This window comes from Sphaerochaeta sp. UBA5849 (genome assembly GCA_002432715.1).
GTDB lineage: Bacteria > Spirochaetota > Spirochaetia > Sphaerochaetales > Sphaerochaetaceae > Sphaerochaeta.
Window position 1 is genome coordinate 1 of record DJGJ01000040.1, and the last position, 21,915, is coordinate 21,915.

The window sequence follows — 21,915 nt, forward strand, 5'->3', positions numbered from 1 at the left end:
TGCACGGGTCAAACTCAAGAGGTTGTACCCCATAATCAAGGAATAGGTTTAAGTGTTACAGGCTACTAGGTGCTTTTCCCAACTTGCTTTGCATTTCCTTGCTCCTGTGCAAGGTCCCGAATCGACCACCCATCATAAATCGTGGGCTTGAACGTATACGAGTAATCGTGAATTTTGTACTCGTTGTCTTCAATCATCCGAAAAATACGCTTTCCCACTTCAAGTCCCATTTCAAAACCGGGATGGATGGAAGCAGTAATGCCGCTGTCGGTCCAGTCGGTATCGGAATAGTCGAAGGCAACCACCGAATAGTCCTTTGGAACCTCCTTGCCATGATTGGAGAGCAGATGCAACACCGTTTTAAGAATCATGAAGTTGCAACAGACAATGGCTGTGCACTCAGGCAGACCCTTGAGAAACCTCCATAAGTTCTTTGAGAACTCCTTTGGGTCAAGCATATCGTCCGAGATAAACCACTTCACGTACCGGTCATCATATGTTGCACCATAGTTCTGCAGGGCATGCACATAGCCCTTGTACTTCTCTATACCTTGATAATTGTCATACACAAAAATACCGGCTATATGCTGATGGCCGCAGGCGGTGAGCCGATGCACCAAGGCATCGGCACACTGACCGTCGGCAATGGTCACCTTGGGAAAGGGAGAGCCCGCATAGTAGTTGTTGTAGAAGATGACCCGGACATCCCGGTCGTACAACTTGGAATAGCAGTCGAGGTTGGGATTGAGGATGCTTGCCTTCACCCCGTCGACAATCAGGCCATGGAAGTTGGACAGGCAGGAGAGCAAGCAGTTGCGTTCATTGGCCAGCTTGTTGTCCGTATAGAAAATCTTCAGCTCAACCGACTCATTGGCCAACGCATGCTTGATCCCCCTGAGCAGATTCTTATTGGCGTTGTAATCCTGACCCTGAACGATCACAGCAATCTTGGTCTTACCGCTCACCATCGGATTTTGCTGGGCAAGAAATTCCTTCTTGTTGACATAGGTGCCACTACCCTTGCGGGTATAGATAATCTGCTCATCAGCAAGGCGGGACAGGGCGTTTCGCACCGTCTCCCGGCTTACCCCCAGCTTCTTGCACAAGAAATGCTCGGAGGGAAGCCGTACATCCTCGGTGAACTTTTTCTGGTCTATGAAGGTCAGGATATAACGCTGAACCAACTCATACTTCTTCAGCTGATCAGGTTTCTTCACACCCATCCTCAATACTCACTTCCTTTCGCTCTGCTTTGGCAATCCAAGCCTTCAGACGACTGCGCAGTTCCAGCTTAACATGAGTGTAGGCCCTTTCACAAACCACATTATGCAATTCATGGGGATCGGAGTCGAGATCATACAGAAAATCATCCACGTAGCAGTCACTCGAAGCAACAGCACCACCATTCAGGCCCGGGGCATATACGGCATACTTGTAACGGACGGTACGGATGGCCCTTCCCACCCTGCTTTCCGAGATTTGGGCAAAAATCTCATTGGTCCTCCCCTTGACCGATCCATCGATGAGTGCCGCCAAATCCTCTCCGATCATTCGATCTCCAACATCAATGCCGGCAAGACCAAGAATGGTCTTGGGCAGGCTCTCGGTGCTGACTAGTTGCTCAACCACCCTTCCGGCACGGAAAGCACCGCCGCGGATGACCAACGGAACCCGCAAAGCCGCATCATGTGCGCTGCGCTTGTAGTCGTCATACCCATTCAGGTGCGCATCGCAATTGCGGGTCCTGAAGTGGGAACCATGATCACTGGTAAAGATGATAACGGTATTCTCATACAAGCCCTTCTCCTTCAGCTTTGCAATCAAGCGCCCAAGGTTGGCATCCACCCGTTCACAGGCTCCAAGATAGTCCGGATACTCCTCTACAGCATCTCCACCTCCAAGAGCCCTCAAATCCTCCGGGAGTTGGAAATCAGCATACTTCTCTTTTGAACCCTCCGGCCCCTGATAGTGATGGGCATCGTTCTGATGATGAGGTTCGATTTGTGAGACCGTCATGAAGAAGGGTTTTTCAGCCTTGTAGGAATCGAGAAACTCCAAGGCGAAGTCGGCAATGCAGTCTGCACGATACCCAGAAAAGTCACAACGCCTCATATGCTCATCAAACACATAGCCGCCATAGCCGTCGCTGGTGAACTCAAGAACATCGCTGGCTCGCCAAAACCCTGTATAGCCACCCCTGAGCTGTGGTGGAATTGCACTCCTCTGATAATCCTGGGAGGGTTTTTCCTCCAGCCCCCCTTCACTGGCCAGATGCCACTTGCCGATGTAGGCTGTCTCATATCCGCTCTCTTCCATGTAGTCGGCAACAGTCTTCACACCAGAGGGCAATGCCTTGTTATTCCTGAAACATCCGGTATCGGTTGCATAGAGCCCGGTCTGAAAGATTGCCCGGCAAGGACCGCAGACCGGCTGGGGTGAGAAAGCAAGGTCAAAGCGCACCCCTTCCTCCGCCATGGCATCCAAATGAGGAGTAATGGGCAATTGCTGCCCATAGCAACCACAGGTATCAAAACGTTGCTGGTCTGAGAAATAGAAAAGAATGTTCGGCCTGTTCATCAGAGTCTCCTACTGTCTTGATTCATTGATCTTTCCACGGACGATCAAGACCACGGTAAGGGCGATGACGACCAGGAAGGCTATGGAAATGGGTGATTGGGCAAAGATTGACCAACTACCGTCGGATAATATCAGTGAACGGCGAAAATTTTCCTCGGTGATATCACCGAGCACCAATCCCAAAAGGATGGGAATAGTAGAGAAACCCAGTTTGGAAAACACATAGGCGATGACTGCAAAAGCAAGAGTTACCCGTACATCAAAAAGGGAGGTGTTCACCGAAAAAGCTCCGGCAAAGCAGAAGATGACGATAATGGGGGTAAGAATGGAGACGGGAATGCTGACCACTCTGGCAAAGTACTTGGTAAGGGTCTTGCCCTGTACATACATGAACAGGTTGACGAAAACCAGACCTATCATAATGGCATACATCGTAACACCGTGCTTGACAAAGAGGTTAGGGCCCGGTGTAAGACCGTTGATCATCAACGCCCCGAGCATGATGGCAGCCACCCCGTCACCGGGAATACCCATGGTAAGCAGAGGAATCAAGGTGGCACCGGTAACCGCATTGTTGGCAGTCTCAGCTGCCGCAATGCCCTCGATGGAGCCATTGCCAAACTCTTCCTTGTGCTTGCTCATGGCTTTAACCCGGTCGTAGCTTACAAAGCTTGCCATGGATGCACCGGTTCCTGGAATAATGCCGATGATGATTCCTACGACTGCAGAGAAGAGAGCCGGCAGGCTCATCCGTTTATACTCTTTTGCAGTAATATGTCCGGATTCCCCCTTGATTTCCTCCAAACTGGAAAGCGTGACTTGGTTGCTCTTCTTACTCTTGGAAAGTACTTCACTAAGTGCAAACAAGCCGATCAGGCAGATGACCAAGTCAAATCCCGAGTAGAGGTTGATATTCTTGAAGATATAGCGGGTGCTCCCGGTCATTGGATCGAGGCCAATGGTTGAAATGAACAAGCCAACCGCGCCGGAAATGATACCCTTGGTCAGGGATTTCCCTGAAACCCCTGCAATGACAGTAAGACCGAACAGGCAGACCAAAAAGTACTCGGGGGTTCCCATCTTCTGGGCAAACTTGGCCACTTGGGGAGCGAAGAAGAGAAGCGTGAGTGCGCTTGCCATACCACCGAATGTGGAAGCCTGCAACGCAATGTTCAACGCTTTCTTGCTCTTTCCCTGCTTGGTCAATGCATACCCATCAGCCATCGTGGCAGTTGCATGGGGAGTACCGGGGGTGTTGATCAGGATGGCAGATATGGAACCACCGTACCCACCGGCACAATAGATACCCAGCAGGAACATGAATGAATCAATCGGCCCCATGGTATAGGTGAAGGGTAGAAACAATACAATGCAGAGTATCACCGTAAGACCGGGGATGGCCCCGAAGATGAGTCCCAGCAAGAGCCCGATATTCATAAAGAGAAAACTCGATAGCGAGAAAAAGGCTGAAAAGCCCTGCATAAACAGATCCATGGAGGCCTCCTACGGCAGACGTACGTTCAGGACAACCTGAAACAGAAGCCCGATCATCAGTGCTGAAAGCGCAATGATCAGGTAGTACCACCACTTCTTCACCCTAAAGAAGCCCAACATGGCAAGGCCGAAAAGGATAGATGTTACTATGAAACCCAGTACGGGAATAAGTAGTGCGTAGAGGACCAGGAGAGCCAAGATGATAATCGCCCGAATTTCGGTCATCACATCCAGCATGACTACCTCAATGGGTTGTTTGCGAATAATCTTGGTCACTTCCTGCAGTATCAAGACCACGGAACAAACAAGAATGAGCGTGAGCATCAAGGAAGGAAACGTTCGAGCCGTTGTAGCGGTGCCTTCCTGGATTTTTACCTGGGACGGCATCAAAGCGTAGCCTGCTATCGAAGCCAGAAGAAAGAGTACAGGTCCCACCAAAGATGGATAAAAACGTATTTGCCTGCCTTCCCATTTCATACTGAAACGATCGATGGCAGCATTCAGTTGTGTAAAAAGATGATTCATATATGCCCTTCCCTTGAACGAGATGGGCTTCCCTTGATTGAAAGCCCATCTACTCGAGGTATGAAACCTAGATATTTGCTTTTACGATTGAAGCAACTGAGGCAATGTGTCCATCAATGGCGGCCTTATCCATCGGATCGACTTCGATCATCATTGATTTGTAGAACTCTCTCATTTCCGGTTTTTCAAGAATGGTCAGATAGGCATTACGGACCTTGTCGATGACCTTCTGGTCGGTTCCCTTGCGGGCGAGAATGAAACAGCGGTTGCGGAAGTAGGCGGTGTAGCCGTATTCGCCGACACCCTTCACGTTCTTGAATACTTCGTTGTTTACACCCTTCTCGTCGAAGACCACCACAGGATTAAGAATTCCGGCCTCTACACTTCCCCTTGCCTGGGATTGGTGTGAAATTGCAAAGGCGGTCTCACCTTTGGATGCTGCATCGAGGGCAAGGTTGGCTCCATTGTAGCTTACCAGCTCCAAAGTGATGCCCAGATCCTTGGCCAGAGCTTTTGCCAGGAATGCTTCAGAGCCTGCAACACCGTTGACGGCAACCTTCAGCTTCTTGCCTTGTGCATAGGCCTTCAAGGCATCCAGATCCTTGATATTCAATTTTGCATCGCTGGTTAGCACAAAGATGGAAGAATACAAGTTGATGACAGGTTCGTAATCGGCATAGGTAAATTGGATGGCATCGGCTCCATCTACATTGGGAGCGATTGAGAACGCACCCTCACCGCCGAATATCAGGTTGTAGGAGTTCGGCTGGTTCTTCAGATAGTTGGTCAGGGCAACGTTGCCGCCTGCACCAAGTTCGTTGGTTGCCAGTATGGGCTGACCAAGCACTTCCATCCCATAGGTGGCAGCCTTTCTGTTGACGATATCGGCAACACCGCCAACCGCCCATGGGCAGATAACAGTAACCGGTTCAGCCGGCCAGGAATCAAGATTGGTTTCAGTCTTGCCTGCGGCACTTAAGGTACCAAGCATGCAAAGAACAATCAGCAGCAATACTACAGCTTTTTTCATAATTTCCTCCAAGTTGTTTGTACAATATACGCAAAGCGTACCATTGCATCGCAATTAAGCAATGCAGATTTTTGGCGATTTGATTGAAAGTTGTATGGTCTGTGGATAATAGAGGGCAACTTGTCTAGGTATAGACTTGAATCAGGACCAGCCTTGCAGCCGGTCCTGTTTGTTACTTCTTCACATCGTAGAGCTTCTTGCCCCGTACCGCGTTCTCCATAGGTAGGCCGGTATCATAGTCCCACTGCCGGCTCTCGTACTCCTCGTTCTCCCGTTGGCGGGTCATACCGCTGTTCTGCCAACTAGGTCCGCGGTCGTCCCGCCAAGGCCTTGCCACCCACTGATAGCCGCGGTAAACGTCACGTGTCTGGTCCATATGCTCAATCAGCAAGTCATGAAGCTTGTTCCGGATCTCTTTACAGCTCGGGTCGTCGATAAGGTTCACCACCTCATGCGGATCGACCTGCAAGTCATACAGCTCATCACGATCCATCAAGTTGATCGTCAACTTGAAGCGGCCGTCGGTGACCGATCGCATCATCTGCAAGCCTCCGAATCCATCGTGATCGACCTCGTACCGGGTGAATTCACAGTAGACATGCTCATTAATCTGTGTTTTTGGGTCCTCAAACTGGGCGAGCATGCTCCTGCCCTCTAGCAGCTTGGGAAGCGGAATGCCAAAGTAATCCAATACCGTGGGAGTCACATCGATGTGGCTGGCCGGATGGGAAACCACTACATTGCGGTTGCCCTCATGACTTTTGGCCGGTTTCACAATGAACGGAATATTGGTAATTTCCTTGTAGAAAGCCGCATTCTTGGCCTGAAGGCGATGAGAACCCAGCATATCGCCATGGTCGGAGGTAAAGATGACCAGGGCATCCGGGGCAAGAAGGTACACCTGGTCCAACACCCTGCCGATTTCATAATCGACGAAGCTGTTGCACCCCAAGTAGAGCGACAGCAGCTTTGAGGGGGCATGCAGCTCCTCGGGACGCTTATGAAGGTCATCACCCGCCCAGAGTCGCTGGAGCATCGGCTTGGACTGAAGGCTGTCATGGAACGTAGGATTATCCTCAAAACAGAACCCATCATACATGGTATTGAACGGAGGGGGACAGATGAATGGGCCATGCGGCTCGTCGTAGGAGACGACAAGGAAGAAATCCTCTCCCTCATGCTCCTTCACATACCCGATTGCCTTGTTCGAAACTCGGTGGGCATAGGTCATTTCAGCACCCCAATCCTCATCGAAGGCTGTCTCAGACTTGCGGGAACGAAGCCTTTCTTCCGACGAGAGCTCTTCCAGGTAGTTGTGCATGTCGTACCAATATGCACGATCCCAACCATCCGGACACCGCCCCAGTCCGAAGTAGTCCCCGCCGTCAAGGTGCCACTTCCCTGTATAAGCGGCCTGGATGCCGTTGTCCGAGAGCCTCTGGCCCAATGTCTTCACATTGGCCCCCAAAGGAAGATTGTTGGAAACCACCCCGTTGGAGTGGGGGAAGGTCCCGGTAAACAAAGCAGAGCGTGCGGGACCACATACCGGCTGACAGCAGTAAGCCTGCTCGTAACGCAAACCCTCTCTGGCAAGCTTGTCGAGGTTGGGAGTCTGCATACGGCTGTCGCCATAGCAGCCCAGCATGTCCTTGCGGGTGGTATCGGTCATAATGAACACGACTTGTCTTGGCATTGAATACTCCAGCTCAGCCCTTCACCGCACCGGCGACGAGGCCTTTGATCATATATTTTTGGAAGAAAAAGAACAGCAACACTACCGGAATGGTCCCGATGATGGAAATCGCGTTGACCAGCGACCAATCATAGGAGAGTTCTCCCAAATACCTTAGGGCAATCCCCACTGAAAGGGTACGCAGGCTATCGTCCTGAATGAGGGTTGCTGCATGCAGGTAATCATCCCATGTCATCAAGAAGGCATAAATACCGACGGCAAGCAGCCCCGACTTCACCAGAGGGGTGACGATGGTAAAGAGAATTCTCCACCTCCCCGCCCCATCGACGAACGCGGCTTCCTCAATCTCGGTGGGGATGTTGGCAAAGAAACTAGCCATGAGGATGATGCAGAACGGAACTTGGGCTGCAAGGAGGGCGAATATCAACCCCCCAAGGGTATTGATGATTCCCAGCTTGCCCATAATTGCGTACAAGCTGATCATTCGGCTGATGACCGGAAACATCTGGCTTGCCAACAGGAGGGCGAAGAATGCCTGGTTCCACCGATTCTTGAACCGTGCAAGCGAGTAGCCTGCAAAGATGGCCAGGATGCAACCCAGAAGAGCCACAGATGCCGAGACGATCAGGTTGTTCTGATAGTAGACAAAGAACTGGTTGTGCTGGGTGAAAAGCTTGATGAAACTATCAAGCACGGGACTGTGCGGAAAAAACGTCGGTGGATACTGATAGGCTTCCATGTTCGTCTTGAAGGAGGTAACCAACACCCAGTAGATTGGAAAGAGCAAAAAGAGCAAAATCACGATGAGAATCAGGTACTTGCCTGCAGTATACCAGGGGCCATCGTGCTTCAAGGTTCTTGTTTTACTCATGGCTCACCCCAAATCCTGCACCCGGAACACCCGGTTGTAGAAGAAAACCACCAAGATCATCATGAGCATCCACAAAGTCGTCACGGCTGCCCCTGACCCAAGATTCATCGATACAAACGCCTCTCGGTAGCTGAGCACCGCGAGGGTGGTGGTGGCGTTGTTCGGACCTCCTCCGGTCATGGTCCAAAAGAGCGGGAACTGCTTGAAGTTCTCGATGATCGCCATGGAGATGCTCACCTTGATCACCGGGCTGAGATAGGGCAACGTAACTGAAAGGAAGCGCCTGAACTTGCCCGCCCCATCGATCATGGCCGCTTCGTTAATCTCCTGCGGCACATTCTGAAGACCTGCCAACAAAAGCAGGGACATGAGCGGAATCTGCTTCCATAGTGCTGCAATCCCCACCCCGGCAAGAGCGGTCCGAGGATTATTGAGCATGGCAAAGTCCTGCACCTTGCCAAGGGAGACAAGATTCACCAAGTATTTGACAAACCCATACTGAGGTTGAAAAAGCCACATCCAGATGAGGGCTGAGATGACGGTGGGCACCACCCAGGGAGTCATCATGATGCTCCTGAGCAATCGGGCACCCTTGATTTCTGTATTCAGAATCAAGGACAGCAGGAGCGAAAGCAGAAACTGCAGCACCACCACCCCCAGCACAAAGCTGAAGGTATGAATGCTCGCCATGGGAAAGGCATCAGTCTTCGCAAGGTACAGATAGTTTGCAAAGTTATTCCAAACGCCGGGTTTCCCGCTGATGATGTTGCGCACCCCATAGTCCTGGAAACTTTTGATCACGGAATCCACAATGGGAACAATAATGAACAACACCGTCATCAGCAGGGCCGGGGCATCGAGGATGAACGAGAAAAGAAGATCAGATCTCGTTCGTTTCAAGGTTCTGCTTTTCATACCACTCCTATCAAGGGAGTCGGTTTTCCGACTCCCTTGAACCATGTTTCTTATTGGGAAATCTTTACACTTGCCGTGTTTTTGAACTTTTCTATAGCCGAAGCTACATCCTGCTTTCCTACCGTTACCGCTTGGGCGAGGGAGCACAACTCAAGGTTGAGGTCGCTGATCCTAGGGATGAAGGACTGCACCTGCACCCTGCCGGCGGCAGCGGAAGCACCCTTGAGAATACCGTTGTTCACCACGCTCTCCATATTCGCCATCGACTTCTTGGCAGGGTATGCAGGGGTGAGATCGCGCAGGTAGGAGCTGAGGGTCTGTTCACTGATCACAAACTCGACAAATTTCGAAAGAGCAGCTTTTCTGGCATCACCGTTGTCAACAAGGATGAAGCAGTGGGCCTGCAGCAGACTGGCACCTGATCCGCTTCCACCCTTCAAAGGCTCGGCAGAGGCAGTGAAGTTGATCGCATCAGGATTAATCGACTTCACCCCGTTGAAACCCCAGCTCTGATCGTAATACATGGCAAGCTGGCCGAGGGCGAAGAGATTTCTGAGATCCTTCAGTTTTGCATTCTGTGGATTGTAACCCAGCTGGTCGAGCTTCTGCACCATGGCAAAGGCATCCTTGAAGCCTTGGTTGTCCACAGCAAGGGCTCCCTGTGCATCAAGCACCCGACCACCGAAATTGAAGATCATGGCCGTAAGGGAAGCCCCCGATACCGGCACCGAAGCTGTCGTCTGGCCGAATGCATAGACCTTGTTTCCCTTGGCATCCTTCAGTTGGGAGAGCTTCTGGGCATAGGCGAGCATCTCATCATACGTCTTGGGCGGCTTGTTCGGGTCAAGACCAGCCTGGGTGAACAGGTTCTTGTTGTAATACAGCACATACGGGGAGACATAGAGCGGAATACCGTACGGCTTGCCTTCCACCTCGAAGGACTTCAATACATCAGGATAGAAGTCATCGACGAATGCCGGGGAGAGAATGTCCCTCACGGGGGCGGCCAAGCCGGCATCGACAAGACCTGGAACCCAGTCAATCTCACCGAAGATGACATCAACCTTGTTGCCGCCGCCGGCCATATTCACCACCTGGTTGACAATCTCCCCATAGGGGGCGGTCACCCATTCTATGGTGATATCGGGATTTGCAGCCTCAAAATCCACTTTCACCTGCTTCCAAAACGGTTCATACCCACTTTCCAGCAAAGCATAGTTTGCCACCTTGAGGGTCACCGGACCGGACGGGGCGGCCTCGGTCTTTCCTGCAGCGAATACCGATGCAGACACCATAGCAAGCACCAACAGAACCACTACAATTTTTTTCATCTTCCCAAACTCCTTTTTTCAGCCATTTATACGCTCTCGCGCATAACCACTTTCGTATCCAAATAGACCTCCAACCGTTTTTCAAAAGAAGAGCGGTTGTCGATGAGACTCATCATCATTTGCATCACACACCGGGCAATTTCCTGCTGGTCAATCTCCACCGAAGTAAGCGTCGGAGAAGAAAATCGACAGAGCCGGGTATTGTCAAAGCCGATGACGGAGATGTCCTGTGGAACGTTGAACCCCATCCTCTGGCATGCCTGCATTCCCACCAAGGCAATCGGGTCATTCCGCCCGAAGATTCCGTCAGGCCGAAAGCCCGAGGCAAGCAGATCAATGATTTTGGCACTCAACTCATCCTCGGTGCTACAGCCGCTGAGAACCACAGGTTCCAGTTGATAGACATTGCATTGGTCGGTGAAGCCCTTCAAGCGCCAGTCATCCATGCTTGACCAATTGCCGGAAGTGCTGACACGGTCAAGAAACAACAACCTGCGCCTGCCTCTCTCATACAATGTCCGTACAACACGACGGGCCCCCTCATACAGGCCCGTGTTGATCAGGCCGTACACACCGGTTATGGAGCTGTAATCTCGAATCTCCAAGAGTACGATGGGAATATCGGCATCGATGAGACGCTGAATATTGTGCAGGGGAAATGATGCAGAACCGATGACGATGCCGTCAAAGAACTTGGAATAGATGCGATTGACGAAATCCTCATCCTGATGATCGGCACACAAGGTGATGAAGTAGTCCTCTTTGTAGGCGAGACTGTCTATTTCACTGATAAGCTTGCCGAAGTACTCACCCTTTATATCATCAGCAACAAAGAGTATATGGTTCGATTTTTTCCCCTTGAGGGCACGGGCCATGGAATTGGGGCGGTAGTTGAGCCGGGCGATCGCCTCCTCCACCTTCTTGCGCTTCTCTTCCTTGACATATCGATTGCCGTTGATGACATAGGAGACGATTGTCTCCGTAACTCCGGCCTCGATTGCAATGTCCTTGCGCGTAATGGTTCGAAGGATTTTTTTCTGTTCCATGTCTGATTCCACCGATATACACACCTGTGTACATTGCTAGATTAGACCAGGTATGCTATTCTGTCAAGGAAAATTGTTGGAGGCAGAGCACCCATGCAGGACATCGCAGACATCATAGGCCTGTTCGCCATTGAAGGCGAACTGCAGAAAATAAAAGCAAACAAGGAAGGGCATATCAACAGCACCTTCATCTCCACATTTGTACACGAGGGAAAACAATACAAGTATACCCATCAGAAGCTCAACGATAGTGTATTCACCCGGCCCGAGGAGGTTATGGACAACATCCAGAAGGTGACCAGCCACATCCAGGGCAAGATTGCACACCTTACCGACAAGGACAAACGGTGCCTGAAGCTCGTACAAACCAAGCAGCATCAGTGGTATGCGTATGACTATGAGGGCAACCTCTGGAGAACCTACCGCTTCATCGACGAGGTGAACACCTACCCCTTCCTCGACGACCAGCACCTTGCCTACCGTTTCGGAGAGGCTGTAGGAACCTTCCAGCACCACCTCTGTGATTTTCCCGCCGACAAGCTGCATACAACGATTGCAAAGTTCCACCACATGGGAAGTCGCTACAACCAGCTCAGGCAGGCCATCGAGAATGACAAAGCGAAAAGACTTCAGTCGGTGCAGGCTGAACTGCAGTTCTTCCTCGAGAATGAAGAGCGCGGCATGACTCTTACCACTGCCCTGGAAGAGGGGCGGGTGCCGCTTCGGGTGACCCACAATGATACGAAAATCAGCAACATCCTCTTCGACCGGACAACCGGTGAAGGAGTGTGTGTGATCGACCTCGATACCGTGATGAGCGGAACCATCCTCTTCGATACCGGCGACATGCTCAGAACCGGAAGCATCACTGCCGGTGAGGACGAGCAGGACCTGAGCAAGGTAGGATGCGATGAGAACCTCTTCATCCAGATGGTCAAGGGCTACCGATCTGTAGCCGACAACTTCCTGACGGACACCGAACGACAGCTCATCGCAGAATCAGGAAGAGCAACCACCCAGATCATGGGGGTACGCTTCCTCACCGACTATTTGAACGGCGATGTCTATTACCACATCGAGCGGCCGAGCCACAACCTCGACCGGGCAAGGACCCAGATCGCCCTGATGCAGGACATGGACCGCAAGTGGGAAAGCATTACGGGTTCTCTTTCGTAGGGGATGCGGCAAGAGAGTGCAATTGCTTGCGGAATTCGGTTGGAGAGAGGTGATGGAACTCCTTGAACGCTTTGGAGAACGCCAGTTCATCCTCGAATCCCACCTGATGGGCCACCTGCGATACATACAGGTACTTTGAGAGAAGCAAGCTTGATGCATGCTCCATGCGCAGGGCATTGAGGAACTGCTTCGGAGACACCTTGTACACCTCCTTGAAACAGGCATACAGGTAATTGCGGCTCACCCCGAACTGCTCGGCAAGCTCTTGGATCTTAATCTGTTCACTGAAGTGTTCCATGATGAAGTGATAGGCTTTGCGGGCATATTGGGCGCATTGCAGATTGCTCAGACCCTCAAGCGTGCCCTGTGCCTGATAGTCTTCGATCAGATGGGAGATGAAGTGGAAAAAACAGCCGTTTCGACGCAGTTCATTGGTAAATGTGAGGTGATACGTCTCGATCATGCCCTCAATGTCCTGCAACAACTGCTGCTCATTGAGTACCGAACGCACAGGATGCTCCCTGGAAAAGCCTGCCATGGCCATGCTTTCCTCGCTCATGAGCCCGGAAAAACCCACCCACATGTAGTGCCAGGGATCGTCCTTGTCGGCAGTATACTGCGCCTTGACTCCGGCAGGAATCAGGAAGGCTTGATTACTCTGGAGATGATACTCCCTTCCTTCCATTTTCAGCACGCCTTTTCCAGAGCGGATGATATGGATGAAGCTGGTATCACGAATCTCAGGCCCATTGTTGTGCAGCGGCGAACACTGTTGGATGCCGCAATACGAGAGGGCAAGATCAATTGCAGATTTCCTGACCCCGTCCAATCCTACAAATCGGGCTGCCTTGATCAACAACTCTTCTTCAGCCATGGCACAACTCCTGCCCTCCAGTAATCGAGTAGGCGGGGGCCGCTAGGCCCCAACCTCTCAGTCGAGTAGCCAAGGGGAGTTTCACCCCAAGGCTCTCACAGAACCGTACGTGAATCTCTCGATTCATACGGCTCTTATCGACAAACCACAATGCCTCCAATGTGCAAAGAGATTAGGAGTCCTTCTTTGGACTTCTTCCAACCATATTCTTGCACGCATAGGACGGCCATGGAATCTTTTGAACTTGCATATTGCCCATCTCACAAGTCTCCTCTGAATCACCCTCAGCGTATTTTTCAAGGCTGAGTTGTTGTAGCGGCCGAAGTAGTTCATCCACCCTGCAACAATGGGATTGATTGTTTCTGCTATCATCTCAATCTTGCTTCCTGTCCGTTTGTGAATCTCAAGAGCCTTTATCTTGTCCTTGAGGCTCTGGCAGGATGCCTTGCTCACTGCCGGTAGGAAGTTGACCTGCACTCTGCCAATCCTGTCCTTCAGAACTCTACCCCTGTAAGTATAACCAAGAAAGTCAAATTCCGTGTTTCCAAAGCCGCCTTTGCGGTCTTTGTCCTTACAGTAGACTAGCTTGGTCTTCACTGGATGGAGCTCCAACTTGCATGCGGTCAGTCTCTCCCCAATCGCCTTGAGAATGAACCTTGCTTGCTTTTCAGACTTGCAGTGTACAACCGTATCATCAGCATATCGCTCAAAAGGACAGTACGGATGTTCCCTTTCCATCCACATGTCAAACGCATAGTGCATGAAGAGGTTGGACAGTATTGGACTTACAACCCCACCCTGTGGTGTCCCGGAAATCCTTGGAATCAAGGTTCCGTCAACATCCTTGAATGGTGTCTTCAGCCATCTGTCTATGTACAGGACAATCCAAGACTCTTTGATGTGCCACTCCACTGCCTTCATGAGAAGCGCGTGATCTATGTTGTCAAAGAGCCCCTTGATGTCCAGATCAATGACATAGTCATACCGCCAGCATCTTTCCCTTGCCTTCCCAACCGCATCAAGTGCCGACTTGTTCGGTCTGTATCCATAGGAGTCTTCATGAAAGAGTGGGTCCAGGATGGGTTCCACCATTAGCTTGACCACCATCTGTGCGATACGGTCTTCTACGGTAGGTATCCCCAGTTTCCTTGTTCCTCCACTCTTCTTGGGTATTTCCACCGCCTTCACAGGCTTTGGGAAATAACTTCCCGAGCTCATTCTGTTCCATACCTTGTAGAGGTTCCCTTTCAGGTTCTTCTCATACATGGCCATGGAGATTCCATCGACACCAGCACTCCCACCGTTCGCTTTCACCTTTTTATAGGCTTCGACAAACAGCATTTTGCTGATGACATACTGTTTGCTCCTTTCCATTTGCTCCTCCTGTTTCCAGTTGACTCATGGCTGAGCCTTGTCGATGACAACCCTTCGCTCCACCCCCATTACAGAAGTTTCTTCGCTACTACGATTGTCTCCGCCCCTATGAAATTCATCTCTACTTTCAGCCTTGCCTTTCTGAGGCTTGTACCTTTTCGATTCCCATCATTCCATAGGTTCATGCGTCCCATAGCAAAGCCTGCTGCATGCTCGCGCCCTCTTAATGCCGGGTGCCGGTCAGACCACTCCAGAACTGCTTCTGACCTATCTCCCAGACGCGTGGTGAATGTCTGGTTCTGACACCGCTTTACGTTGACGACACTTCATCAAGGGTTCACTTTCGTTCGCCTTCATGCAACCTACATGACTGGTTCTTCCAGCCTTTTTTCCTGTCGTTCACCACCAAGGTCATTGGACCTCAGCAGCACAGGTTTGTTTGACAGACCCGTTCTGTCGTTCCTGTCGAGGGGCCCTCCCTCATCTTCGCTACAGTTAGCGCATCACACCACCACCGTACGTGCCGTTCGGCATACGGCGGTTCAACCAAACAGACTATTGTACCGGAAATCCAGTACAATCCCATCTTGCTCCGTGCGCACAGCATGGAGCTTGTTGTAGTAACCCAGTATATCCACCAGTCCGTAATGCCCATGAAGGCTCTCATTGCTGATGAGATAGTTCATGGATTTTGCCATCTTCCAGTACGACCTGCTGGCAAGTGTCCATTTCTTCAGCTTCCACTCTTCCGCTCCCAGTTGCCTGATACGGTGTTTCCGGTTTTTCCCGGACCTCCACTGTTTCCATAGGTACTGGCGTATGCGCCTCCGAATCCACTCCATCAAGCCCTTGAGGTATTCCTTGATGGCACTTCTTGCAAAGTACCCGACCCATCCCCTCAAAATGCTGTTCAACTCCCTGATGACCGTTCCAATGCTCACTCCGCGATTGCGCTTCGTGACCATCCGTATCCTGTCCTCAAGTTTCTTCAGCTTCTTCTCGTGGGGAACGGTCCTCCCAAGTTTTCCTCTCTCGCCGTATGTCCGGAATGTGAATCCGAGGAAGGTCGAGCCTACGGCCCTCCTTGCCTCCGTCTTCTCCATGTTCACTTTCAGCTTCAGCTTCCGCTCCAGATAGCTTTTCGCGCTGTCCCTCACCCGGTAGGATGACATCTTGCTCTTGGTGAATATGTTGCAGTCATCGGCGTACCTCACGAACCGCAGTCCCCGCTTCTCCAGTTCCCTGTCGTAGGGGGTGAGATAGACGTTCGACAGCAGTGGCGACAACGGGCCCCCCTGCGGGGTTCCCAGCGCCGTCGCCATCATGCTCCCGTTGGTCATCACTCCGCTTTTCAGAAATACGTAGATGAGCCTCCTCACGTCCTTGTCGTCCATGTGCTTGTCGATCAGCCCCATGAGGATGTCATGGTCAACCGTGTCGAAGAACTTGGACAGGTCCAGGTCAACCACGTGCCTGTATCCCTCGGACATGTAGGTCTGGGCGAGTCGGACCGCATCCTCGGCGCTCCTGCCGGGTCGGAACCCGTAGCTGAAGTCGCTGAATGTCGGTTCGAACACCGGAGTCAGTACCTGCACAAGGGCCTGCTGGATTACCCGGTCCACTGCCGTAGGTATCCCAAGCAGACGCACCCCTCCGTTGTCCTTGGGTATTTCCCGTCGGAGCAACGGTTTGGGTTTATACGTCCGAGTGACAATCTGCTCGCGAATCAAGGCCCAGTTGGCTTCAAGGTAGGATGGGAGTTCTGTCACTTCCATCCCGTCGATTCCTGCAGAACCCTTGTTCTGCATCACCTTCCTCACCGCCTGCTGGATGTTCGCAAGGGAAATCAGTTGTTCACACAGTCTCGTGTTCGGTCTTGACTTGTCTTCCTCTCTCATTCGTTCCTTTCTCAACCGCACCATCACTGGCAGGCTCTCGCCGTTCGGATTTGCGGATGGACCTTTCCCTTTCGAAAGGCGTTTGATTGTTTGGCCCTTTGCGTCCGTTTCCCCGGTCGCTACTACGGCCTCTGCTGACTTCTCCACATTCGTTGTTACTACGTCGTCATAAGCGATGTTGCAGCCTCGTACGCTGTGGAGACCTCACGGGATAAGTCATCATTCTTTCCTCGTTTACCCGCCTGATTTACAGATGAAGGTCACATTGCCTTTAGGATTCACTGCTTGTAGCCAGCTTGTCCGCCTCATCTGCCTACTATCAGGTTTCTGTTCGTCGGGCCACGATTTCGCTATTGCTTCTTCCCTCCCACACCTCGCGGCGTGAAACTTGCAAATCGCTATCGGGTTCGTCGGCAACTACGTCCCTTGGGATTTCCACCCAAGAATGATGACATGCCCGTCATACTACAACACCCCGGACAGGTCCGGGGAGCATACCGCCTCTCTTTTACTGATACATTTCCATCATCGGCCCATGGGCCTCGATCATCTCGTCGCACATGGCCACAATGTCATCAATTGAAAGCTCGGCGGCAGTATGGGGATCGAGCATCACTGCATGATAGATATCCTCCTTCTTCCGGCTGATTGCCGCCTCGACGGTGAGCAGTTGCACATTCACATTGGTCATGTTCATCGCCGCCAGATGCGAGGGAAGCCTGCCCACCTTGCACGCAGTGACACCATTACCGTCAACCAGACAAGGAACCTCGACACACGCATCACTATCGATATTGTCGATCAAGCCGGTATTGAGCACATTGCCGTTGATCTTGTACACCGTATTGGTCGCCACCGCTTCCATGATGTGCGAAGCATACTCGAGCGACCGCTCATGGCTGACCGTACCCTGGTTGTGAATCTTCTTCCACTCATCCTCCCACTCGGCTATCTGGCGGATGCACCTTCGGGGATACTCGTCGAGGGGAATGTTGAATCGGTCGATCAGAGAGGGATACCCCTTCTTGATGAAGAACGGATTGTACTCTGCATTATGTTCGCTGGACTCGGTGCAGTAATAGCCCAAATGCTTGATGTACTCATAGCGCACCATGTCATCGTGTTTCTCGGTGGCATTCTTATGCGCGGCCCGCTTTCTGATCTCCGGGTACAAGTCGTTGCCGTCCCTGTCATGCAGGCTCAACAGCCATGCCATGTGGTTTATGCCTGCAATCTGTTCAACCCTGCCTTCCAGTTTATCCTCCATACCCAATCCCTTGAGCAAGGTTTCCGAACATATCTGCACACTGTGGCAGAGACCGACAGTCTTTACAGCGGTGTGCCGCAGCATGTAGGCGGTAAGCATCGCCATGGGATTGGAGTAGTTCAGCAACAGCGCATTCGGGCACACCCGCTCCATCACCCTGGCAAACTCCTCCATCACCGGGATTGTTCTCAGCGCCCTCATCACCCCCCCGATTCCGATGGTATCGGCAATAGTCTGTCGCAGACCGTACTTCTTGGGAATCTCAAAGTCAATGATGGTCGCCGGGTCGTAGCCGCCAACCTGAATGGCATTAACCACGAAGGCGGCACCCCGCAGGGCGGCCTCAAGCTGTCCAAGCCCGTGATAGACCACTATTCTGGCTCGCCCTTCATTGATGGTATCGTTGATGGCTTGAAGAATCATCTTCGACTCCTCCAGCCTCTTTGCATTGATATCGTAGAGCGCCATCTCTGCATCCTGCAGAGCTTCGGTTCCCATGCAATCACCCAGCACATTGCGTGCAAACACTGTGCTTCCAGCTCCCAAAAAGGTAATTTTCATCGCTTCCCTTCTCCTATTATGGTCCTCACATGAGGAATCTTATCGTAAAGAGATGTACCAATCACGGCATCCCCGGCCGGAGAGCCTGACCACATCAGCAGAGACACTACATAAACACAAGCTCTACAACTTTCCTCCCGAGGTGGCAATTCCTTCAATGAACTGCTTTTGGAAAATGAAGTAGAGTAGGATCATCGGCACACACGCAATCAAGGATGCCGCCATGAGCTCGGGATAGTTTGCAACATACTGGCCTTTCATTTTTGCCAATGCCGAAGCCAGGACCAAGGAGTCCTTGCTGGTATTGACAATCATCGGCCACATCAGCTCCTTGTAGGCAAACACAGCCGTAAAGACACTAAGGGCGACCAAGCTCGATTTGGTCAGGGGTGCAAGCACATACAGGAAGGTCTTGCCGATATTCAAGCCGTCGATCTTGGCTGCATCCTCCAAATCCTTGGGCAGGATCTTGTACGCTTGGCGCATCAAGAACGTACCGAAGGCTGAGACCAATCCGGGAAATACCAAGGCAAAGGTCGTATTGGTCATTCCGAGTTTGCTGATCATCTGATACTGGGGAATGATGAAAATCTGGGAAGGAATCATCATCTGGACCAACACCAGGGAGAAGGCCAATTCAGAGCCCTTGAATTTCAGCCTGCCGAATGCAAATCCGGCCATGCTGGCGGTCACCACCGCACAGAGAATCCTGAAGAAAATCAACAACAAGGTATTCTTATACAGATTGAGAAAATTATTCGTGGTAAAGACACGGATAAAAGAGTTGAACTGGAACTGTGTGGGGAAGAACACATACGGATCGAGCTGGATGGCCTGCCCTGGCGTCTTGAACGAAGTAAGAACCATCCACACAAACGGAATAAGCATGGTCAGTGATACACCGATCAGGATTGCATGCAGCAGCAGGGAATGTATCAGGCTTCTCTTTCTCATGCGCATCTCCTAATTGTAGTGGACCCATTTCTTTTGGGCGATTATTTGTATTGCTGTGATGGCCATGATGAGAACCAGCAAAACTACGACAATCGTCGAACCATACCCAAAATCCCGTTCCACAAATGACGATTGGTAGAAGAGATATACCAATGACTGCGTTTTATACATAGCTGGATTCGACCGTTGCTCCATGACCATGAAAATGGTATCGAAGACCTGCATGGCAGCAATCATTCGGGTAACGATGACAAAGAAGAGAATCGGGGAGATCATCGGAACGGTTATATGCCGAAAGCTTTGGAAGATGCTCGCGCCGTCGAGGTCGGCTGCCTCATAATAGTCCCTGGGGACCTCCTGCAGTCCTGCAAGGAATAGGATCATGTTGTACCCGATATCCGACCAGATGCCGATGATGGCAATTGAATACACTGCGATTGCAGGATCGGAAATCCAACTGATCTTGAGATTGAAGAGATTGTTTATCAATCCAAATTCTGTATTGTAGAGCCATCGCCATACCATGGCGATAGCTGCCGGGGCAACCACCATGGGCAAAAAGAAAATGGTTCGATACGCTCCCCTGCCTTTGATCTCCCTATTGAGCATAACGGCAAGAACCAAGGCGATGAAAACCGAGAACGGCACCTGGACGATCGTGTATTTGAGCGTATTGATGATCGACTGCAAAACAGCTTGGTCGGAGAACAGCTTTTGGTAATTCTTCAATCCGATGAAAATATTACCCCTGCCGAAATCCCCGGTCTTGTGAAAGCTCTGGCTTATTGTGGTGATCAAGGGAATAATATTGAGAACCGTCAAACCGACAATGGTAGGGAGGATCAGAGCCCATCCCCAAAGAAACGTTTGTGTTGCGGTTGCAGAACGTAGCGAGCGTTTTTTCATGCAAAACCAATCCTTGGACAGTCCCGGGCGGACCAAGCGCCACCCGGGTTCGAAAGGTTGACTCCTACTCTTCGGCAAGAATCGCGTTCATCTGGCGGGCTGCTTCCTTGCATCCTGCTTCCATGGTCATCTCTTTGTTCCAGACCTTCAGCATAACATCAAGTACTGCATTTTCCCACTTTACCGTATTTCTGGAGAACGGGCGGATCACCATATCGTCCTGCATATTCAAATACGCTTGCAGGTTGAACTGCGGCACACTGTTCTTCCACTGCTCGCTGGTGTTCTTGTATGCAGACATCGTGATACCCAATTGAGCCTGCTTGAGCTGGCCTTCTTCGGAACCGAAGTACTCAACCAACTTCCAAGCATCGTCGGTGCGTGGAGAATTCTTGGCAATCGCCCAGCCAAGGCCGTTGTAAATGGAGGGACGGCGGCCGGTCTTGCTGTTCTTCGGCAGCATGGCGATATCACAATTCTTCAGGGTGTATTCATTGTCACGGAAGGCAGGAAGCATCCAAGAGCCCTGCATGGTCATGGCAATCTTGCCCGACTGCAACAGGACATCCTCACTGCTCTCAGTCATGACTGCCTGCGGAGGCATCAGATTCTCATTGATCATCTTCTCCATCCACTGCATGGCCTCAATTGTTGCAGGCAGATCCATACCGGATTTTTTCTTGTCCTCTGACAGCACATACCCGTTGTTTCCATAAATCAGGTTGTACCAACCGGCCTGGTTGTTTGAATTCACGTTGGCAAAGCCATACACGCTGCCGTCAGCCCTGGTAATCTTCTTTGCAGCAGCATAGAGGTCTTCCCAAGTCCAGTCGTCAGTTGGATATGCGACACCGGCCTGGTCGAACAAGGCACGGTTATACCACAGGGCGATGGTATCCACATCCTTGGGAACTGCATAGTACTTCTTGTTGTAGGTATACAGGCTCCAAATATCCTCGGGATAGTTCTCTGGATCAATGAGTGCGCTCTTGGCGATACGGTCGGTCACATCAAGCAGCAAATCGTTGGACATATACCGCTGAGACTCATTGGAGTGCATCCAGAATACGTCGGGAAGCGATCCGCCCTGGGCACCTGCACTGAGCAACGTCCAATAGTTGTTCCAATCCACAACCTGAATCTCGGCTGTGATGCCTGTCTTGGCTGTGAAATCATCGATGATCTTCCGAATGCCCGGTTCCTGATTGGAGTCCCAAATCATAACGGACAAGGGCTTGGAAGCACTGGCGGCTTTTGCTTTTTCAGCATCTCCGCTTGCAAACAGCAGGGCACTTACAAAAAGCGCAACGAGCAGCAGGGAAAGAATCCTCTTTTTCATACAAATCCTCCTGATTTTTATCTGGTAGAGGCATAAAGACCTCTACACTTCTTTTGTTGTCCAAAGAGTAAGAACGCATAAGTA

Annotated in this window: 18 protein-coding genes; 1 reads left to right on the top strand and 17 read right to left on the bottom strand. The window is 51.3% G+C overall.

The window, feature by feature from the left end; genetic code table 11:
* Positions 1-65: 65 nt before the first annotated feature.
* The 10 genes from B3K89_RS06985 to B3K89_RS07030 form a co-directional block, all read right to left on the bottom strand.
* A complete protein-coding gene (locus B3K89_RS06985) occupies positions 66-1,217 on the bottom strand; it encodes a GntR family transcriptional regulator (RefSeq protein WP_293893437.1) in 1,152 nt (383 codons plus the stop codon).
* On the bottom strand, positions 1,204-2,577 hold the full coding sequence (locus B3K89_RS06990) for a sulfatase-like hydrolase/transferase (RefSeq protein WP_293893434.1): 1,374 nt from the start codon (positions 2,575-2,577) through the stop codon (positions 1,204-1,206). Before B3K89_RS06990 ends, B3K89_RS06985 begins: the two co-directional genes overlap by 14 nt.
* 9 nt (positions 2,578-2,586) lie before the next feature.
* Positions 2,587-4,071, bottom strand: coding sequence for a tripartite tricarboxylate transporter permease (locus B3K89_RS06995; protein ID WP_293893431.1), 1,485 nt, complete (start codon positions 4,069-4,071; stop codon positions 2,587-2,589).
* A gap of 9 nt (positions 4,072-4,080) precedes the next feature.
* Positions 4,081-4,596 carry a tripartite tricarboxylate transporter TctB family protein gene (locus B3K89_RS07000; protein ID WP_293893428.1) on the bottom strand — a complete coding sequence of 172 codons (516 nt, stop codon included), beginning with the start codon at positions 4,594-4,596 and terminating at the stop codon, positions 4,081-4,083.
* 67 nt (positions 4,597-4,663) lie between these two features.
* Positions 4,664-5,626, bottom strand: coding sequence for a tripartite tricarboxylate transporter substrate-binding protein (locus tag B3K89_RS07005; RefSeq protein WP_293893425.1), 963 nt, complete (start codon positions 5,624-5,626; stop codon positions 4,664-4,666).
* Positions 5,627-5,798: 172 nt separating this feature from the next.
* Positions 5,799-7,319 (bottom strand): sulfatase-like hydrolase/transferase, encoded by a 1,521-nt coding sequence (locus tag B3K89_RS07010; RefSeq protein ID WP_293893422.1) that lies wholly within the window; start codon positions 7,317-7,319, stop codon positions 5,799-5,801.
* Between the two features lie 13 nt (positions 7,320-7,332).
* Positions 7,333-8,190 (bottom strand): carbohydrate ABC transporter permease, encoded by an 858-nt coding sequence (locus B3K89_RS07015; RefSeq protein ID WP_293893419.1) that lies wholly within the window; start codon positions 8,188-8,190, stop codon positions 7,333-7,335.
* Positions 8,191-8,193: 3 nt separating this feature from the next.
* Entirely contained in the window at positions 8,194-9,105 is a 912-nt protein-coding gene (locus B3K89_RS07020; protein WP_293893416.1) for a carbohydrate ABC transporter permease, read from the bottom strand.
* 50 nt (positions 9,106-9,155) lie between these two features.
* Positions 9,156-10,436, bottom strand: a complete 1,281-nt coding sequence (locus tag B3K89_RS07025) for an ABC transporter substrate-binding protein (RefSeq protein ID WP_293893413.1) — start codon at positions 10,434-10,436, stop codon at positions 9,156-9,158.
* A 26-nt stretch (positions 10,437-10,462) separates the two neighbouring features.
* Positions 10,463-11,482: a LacI family DNA-binding transcriptional regulator gene (locus tag B3K89_RS07030; RefSeq protein ID WP_293893410.1), complete on the bottom strand. Its 1,020-nt coding sequence runs from the start codon at positions 11,480-11,482 to the stop codon at positions 10,463-10,465.
* A 93-nt stretch (positions 11,483-11,575) separates the two neighbouring features.
* Between B3K89_RS07030 and B3K89_RS07035 the strand changes: the two genes are divergently transcribed.
* Positions 11,576-12,658, top strand: a complete 1,083-nt coding sequence (locus tag B3K89_RS07035) for a phosphotransferase enzyme family protein (protein ID WP_345907205.1) — start codon at positions 11,576-11,578, stop codon at positions 12,656-12,658.
* Here the strand turns inward: B3K89_RS07035 and B3K89_RS07040 are convergent.
* From B3K89_RS07040 to B3K89_RS07070, 7 genes are all read right to left on the bottom strand, one after another.
* Complete coding sequence (locus tag B3K89_RS07040; protein WP_293893405.1) at positions 12,639-13,532, bottom strand: AraC family transcriptional regulator; 894 nt, start codon at positions 13,530-13,532, stop codon at positions 12,639-12,641. The genes B3K89_RS07035 and B3K89_RS07040 overlap by 20 nt on opposite strands.
* Before the next feature lie 123 nt (positions 13,533-13,655).
* On the bottom strand, positions 13,656-14,906 hold the full coding sequence (gene ltrA, locus B3K89_RS07045) for a group II intron reverse transcriptase/maturase (protein WP_293893402.1): 1,251 nt from the start codon (positions 14,904-14,906) through the stop codon (positions 13,656-13,658).
* A 542-nt stretch (positions 14,907-15,448) separates the two neighbouring features.
* Positions 15,449-16,828, bottom strand: a complete 1,380-nt coding sequence (ltrA, locus tag B3K89_RS07050; RefSeq protein ID WP_293893400.1) for a group II intron reverse transcriptase/maturase — start codon at positions 16,826-16,828, stop codon at positions 15,449-15,451.
* Positions 16,829-17,312: 484 nt separating this feature from the next.
* Positions 17,313-18,632 carry an alpha-glucosidase/alpha-galactosidase gene (locus tag B3K89_RS07055; RefSeq protein WP_345907206.1) on the bottom strand — a complete coding sequence of 440 codons (1,320 nt, stop codon included), beginning with the start codon at positions 18,630-18,632 and terminating at the stop codon, positions 17,313-17,315.
* A gap of 123 nt (positions 18,633-18,755) precedes the next feature.
* Positions 18,756-19,586 carry a carbohydrate ABC transporter permease gene (locus B3K89_RS07060; RefSeq protein WP_293891939.1) on the bottom strand — a complete coding sequence of 277 codons (831 nt, stop codon included), beginning with the start codon at positions 19,584-19,586 and terminating at the stop codon, positions 18,756-18,758.
* A 9-nt stretch (positions 19,587-19,595) separates the two neighbouring features.
* Positions 19,596-20,492, bottom strand: coding sequence for a carbohydrate ABC transporter permease (locus tag B3K89_RS07065; protein ID WP_293891936.1), 897 nt, complete (start codon positions 20,490-20,492; stop codon positions 19,596-19,598).
* A 64-nt stretch (positions 20,493-20,556) separates the two neighbouring features.
* Positions 20,557-21,831 (bottom strand): ABC transporter substrate-binding protein, encoded by a 1,275-nt coding sequence (locus B3K89_RS07070; RefSeq protein ID WP_293891933.1) that lies wholly within the window; start codon positions 21,829-21,831, stop codon positions 20,557-20,559.
* Positions 21,832-21,915 lie beyond the last annotated feature (84 nt).

Bases quoted from the DNA above. Each gene is read 5' to 3' on its own strand.
- B3K89_RS06990 (WP_293893434.1), bottom strand. From the start codon at position 2,577: ATGAACAGGCCGAACATTCTTTTCTATTTCTCAGACCAGCAACGTTTT.
- B3K89_RS06995 (WP_293893431.1), bottom strand. From the start codon at position 4,071: ATGGATCTGTTTATGCAGGGCTTTTCAGCCTTTTTCTCGCTATCGAGT.
- B3K89_RS07000 (WP_293893428.1), bottom strand. From the start codon at position 4,596: ATGAATCATCTTTTTACACAACTGAATGCTGCCATCGATCGTTTCAGT.
- B3K89_RS07005 (WP_293893425.1), bottom strand. From the start codon at position 5,626: ATGAAAAAAGCTGTAGTATTGCTGCTGATTGTTCTTTGCATGCTTGGT.
- B3K89_RS07010 (WP_293893422.1), bottom strand. From the start codon at position 7,319: ATGCCAAGACAAGTCGTGTTCATTATGACCGATACCACCCGCAAGGAC.
- B3K89_RS07015 (WP_293893419.1), bottom strand. From the start codon at position 8,190: ATGAGTAAAACAAGAACCTTGAAGCACGATGGCCCCTGGTATACTGCA.
- B3K89_RS07020 (WP_293893416.1), bottom strand. From the start codon at position 9,105: ATGAAAAGCAGAACCTTGAAACGAACGAGATCTGATCTTCTTTTCTCG.
- B3K89_RS07025 (WP_293893413.1), bottom strand. From the start codon at position 10,436: ATGAAAAAAATTGTAGTGGTTCTGTTGGTGCTTGCTATGGTGTCTGCA.
- B3K89_RS07030 (WP_293893410.1), bottom strand. From the start codon at position 11,482: ATGGAACAGAAAAAAATCCTTCGAACCATTACGCGCAAGGACATTGCA.
- B3K89_RS07035 (WP_345907205.1), top strand. From the start codon at position 11,576: ATGCAGGACATCGCAGACATCATAGGCCTGTTCGCCATTGAAGGCGAA.
- B3K89_RS07040 (WP_293893405.1), bottom strand. From the start codon at position 13,532: ATGGCTGAAGAAGAGTTGTTGATCAAGGCAGCCCGATTTGTAGGATTG.
- ltrA (WP_293893402.1), bottom strand. From the start codon at position 14,906: ATGGAAAGGAGCAAACAGTATGTCATCAGCAAAATGCTGTTTGTCGAA.
- ltrA (WP_293893400.1), bottom strand. From the start codon at position 16,828: ATGGTGCGGTTGAGAAAGGAACGAATGAGAGAGGAAGACAAGTCAAGA.
- B3K89_RS07055 (WP_345907206.1), bottom strand. From the start codon at position 18,632: ATGAAAATTACCTTTTTGGGAGCTGGAAGCACAGTGTTTGCACGCAAT.
- B3K89_RS07060 (WP_293891939.1), bottom strand. From the start codon at position 19,586: ATGAGAAAGAGAAGCCTGATACATTCCCTGCTGCTGCATGCAATCCTG.
- B3K89_RS07065 (WP_293891936.1), bottom strand. From the start codon at position 20,492: ATGAAAAAACGCTCGCTACGTTCTGCAACCGCAACACAAACGTTTCTT.
- B3K89_RS07070 (WP_293891933.1), bottom strand. From the start codon at position 21,831: ATGAAAAAGAGGATTCTTTCCCTGCTGCTCGTTGCGCTTTTTGTAAGT.